The 2383-nt window shown below is 63.9% G+C and carries 5 protein-coding genes; 3 read left to right on the top strand and 2 right to left on the bottom strand.

The window, feature by feature from the left end:
* Window positions 1-143: 143 nt before the first annotated feature.
* A complete protein-coding gene (locus AC1DQ3_RS36335; protein ID WP_477124923.1) occupies window positions 144-1007 on the top strand; it encodes a cytochrome c in 864 nt (287 codons plus the stop codon).
* A gap of 136 nt (window positions 1008-1143) precedes the next feature.
* Here the strand turns inward: AC1DQ3_RS36335 and AC1DQ3_RS36340 are convergent, their stop codons facing one another.
* Together AC1DQ3_RS36340 and AC1DQ3_RS36345 are read right to left on the bottom strand one after the other, a co-directional pair.
* Complete coding sequence (locus AC1DQ3_RS36340) at window positions 1144-1377, bottom strand: HAD-IA family hydrolase (RefSeq protein WP_477124926.1); 234 nt, start codon at window positions 1375-1377, stop codon at window positions 1144-1146.
* Window positions 1292-1561 (bottom strand): hypothetical protein, encoded by a 270-nt coding sequence (locus AC1DQ3_RS36345; protein ID WP_477124927.1) that lies wholly within the window; start codon window positions 1559-1561, stop codon window positions 1292-1294. The genes AC1DQ3_RS36340 and AC1DQ3_RS36345 overlap by 86 nt, the downstream gene beginning before the upstream one ends.
* A gap of 23 nt (window positions 1562-1584) precedes the next feature.
* Between AC1DQ3_RS36345 and AC1DQ3_RS36350 the strand changes: the two genes are divergently transcribed.
* Both AC1DQ3_RS36350 and AC1DQ3_RS36355 read left to right on the top strand, forming a co-directional pair.
* Complete coding sequence (locus tag AC1DQ3_RS36350; protein ID WP_477124924.1) at window positions 1585-1848, top strand: hypothetical protein; 264 nt, start codon at window positions 1585-1587, stop codon at window positions 1846-1848.
* Window positions 1849-1909: 61 nt separating this feature from the next.
* The gene (locus tag AC1DQ3_RS36355) at window positions 1910-2173 is read left to right on the top strand and encodes a hypothetical protein (RefSeq protein ID WP_477124925.1); all 264 of its coding nucleotides are present in this window, start codon (window positions 1910-1912) and stop codon (window positions 2171-2173) included.
* The last annotated feature ends 210 nt before the right edge of the window (window positions 2174-2383 follow it).

Below are 2383 nucleotides of genomic sequence, written 5' to 3' on the forward strand. Positions count from 1 at the left end.
TATTGCAAGCTCATGCAACGCGGCGACGGATATGGTTATTCACGCGTAGCGCCATCCACGAAGGAGAGCGGGCGCAGGGGCGACGCTTCGCGTCGCGCGCTATCCCTCACCGGCCTGAAGGCCGATGTTTCCCGCGCGAACTGATGAAAGCCTGGATCGCAATGGCCGTTGGCGCGCTTGGTTGTGCAATGGCGTTCCTGGCAGGCCCGGCGTGCGCGGCGGACACGGCAACGCTGACCATTTCCGCCGGTACCCAACAGCGCAGCTGGACGCGGGATGGGTTGCTGAAAGACCGCCGCCTGACCGACGTCACGGTGGACGACGACAATCTGAAACGCCGCCTGACGTTCAAGGCTGTCCCCTTGGCGGCGCTGCTGCACGGCATGCCGGTGACGGCCGACGCGAGTGCGACGACCGCCGCCAGCGACGGCTATATTTCCCACCTGCCGGTACGCCTGCTGCTGATTGATGGCGCCGATGAACCGCGCGCCTGGCTGGCGGTGGAAAACCCTGCCGCGCCGTGGCCGACGCTCAAGGGCCAGGATATCGGGCCATTTCGCCTGATCTGGACGGTGCCGTCGGGCCGCGCCGCTTCCGTCGTCAACGAGAGTCTCTGGACGTACAGCATCGTGCGCATCGACATCACCGCTCCGCCTTCCGAGCGCTTTGCAGCCATCCGGCCCGCCCCGGGCCTGCCGGCCGAAGGACCGGTCATGCGCGGCTTCGCGACATTCCAGCGCGTCTGCTTCTCGTGCCATTCCCTTAACCGGGCGGGCGATGCGCAACTCGGCCCCGATCTGAATGTGCCATACAGCCCGGTCGAGTATCTGGGCGACGACAAGCTGGCCAAGCTGATCCGCGACCCGCAGTCGTTGCGCTGGTGGCCCAACGCGCGCATGTCCGCGATCGACGAAAGGACGCTGCCTGACGCCGACCTGAAGGACCTGCTGGCGTATCTGCATCATATGGCAGCACACAAGGCGGCGGCGCCTGCTTCAGGCCCCTGACTCCCTTGTCACCCCCGGTTGCCGTTCCGGGCCCGGCCGGGCGCAGTCAGGCCGGCTGCTGTCGTCGACGTAACACCGGCATGGTGTTCCGACTGAACCACCGCGCGCGATCCGACGCGCACGGTGCGAGCCGCAACTAAAGCAGCCTGCGGGATTTCAACACCTGCTTCAGCGCATCAATCCCAACGAATATGTGCCCATGAAGCCCCGCTTGCATGGCACCGGCTACGTTTGATTCCCCATCATCGATAAACAGCGTTTCGGACGGCCTGGCCCCGATTTTCTCAACGCAACCGAGAATCGCCTGCGGTGCCGGCTTTGTCAGGCCAATCGATGCCGGTGTCTGTTCCCGCCAACAGGGAACATGCAATGCGTTGGCCCCGGCCCAACACCTTGCCCGGCAACTCTCCGTCGGCAGGCGCCTGAAAAAGGCGATCGTCAAAATAAAACGTCTGCTTTTTCAAGTACTTAGGATTTTTTTTGCGACGCGGAGCGTGGCATGGCACGCTCCATGCTCTATACCCTTCGAGCGCAACAACAAGCTGCTCTTCCAACCAAACCCCAAAGGAGACTCACCATGCAATCGACCCTCATGATCAAGGACCTGTCCCTCGACAAAGAACTCGACGGCAAGACCATGTCCGCCGTGCGCGGCGGCAGCGCCTTCTCCATCGTCGGCGGCAACTCGCAGAACGTTGTCGGCGGCGGCGGCTTCGCCAGCCCGACCACGGGCATTCAGGTCGGCCCCATCGTGAACACGATCGACGCGAGCACGCATCTGAACCTGAAGATCCCCACCCTGCAGAACTTCGGCAACGGCACCCAGGTTGCCGCGCTGTAACGCAATACCGGAGCGCCCTCCTGGAGGGTGCTCCCCAACCGAACCCCAAAGGAGACTCACCATGCAATCGACCCTGATGATCAAGGACCTGGCCCTCGACAAAGAACTCGACGGCAAGACCATGTCCGCCGTGCGCGGCGGCAGCGCCTTCTCCATCGTCGGCGGCAATTCGCAGAACGTTGTCGGCGGCGGCGGCTTCGCCAGCCCGACCACGGGCTTTCAGGTCGGCCCGACCGTGAACACGCTCGACGCCAGCTCGCAYCTGAACCTGAAGATCCCCACCCTGCAGAACTTCGGCAACGGCACCCAGGTTGCCGCGCTGTAACGCAATACCGGAGCGCCCTYCTGGAGGGTGCTCCCCAACCAAACCCCAAAGGAGACTCACCATGCAATCGACCCTGATGATCAAGGACCTGGCCCTCGACAAAGAACTCGACGGCAAGACCATGTCCGCCGTGCGCGGCGGCAGCGCCTTCTCTATCGTAGGCGGCAACTCGCAGAACGTTGTCGGCGGCGGCGGCTTCGCCAGCCCGAC

This window comes from Cupriavidus sp. 01T418, from assembly GCF_056398885.1.

What these genes read in the sequence shown, in the direction of transcription:
- AC1DQ3_RS36350 (WP_477124924.1), top strand. Translation starts at nt 1,585, where the DNA reads ATGCAATCGACCCTCATGATCAAGGACCTGTCCCTCGACAAAGAACTC.
- AC1DQ3_RS36335 (WP_477124923.1), top strand. Translation starts at nt 144, where the DNA reads ATGAAAGCCTGGATCGCAATGGCCGTTGGCGCGCTTGGTTGTGCAATG.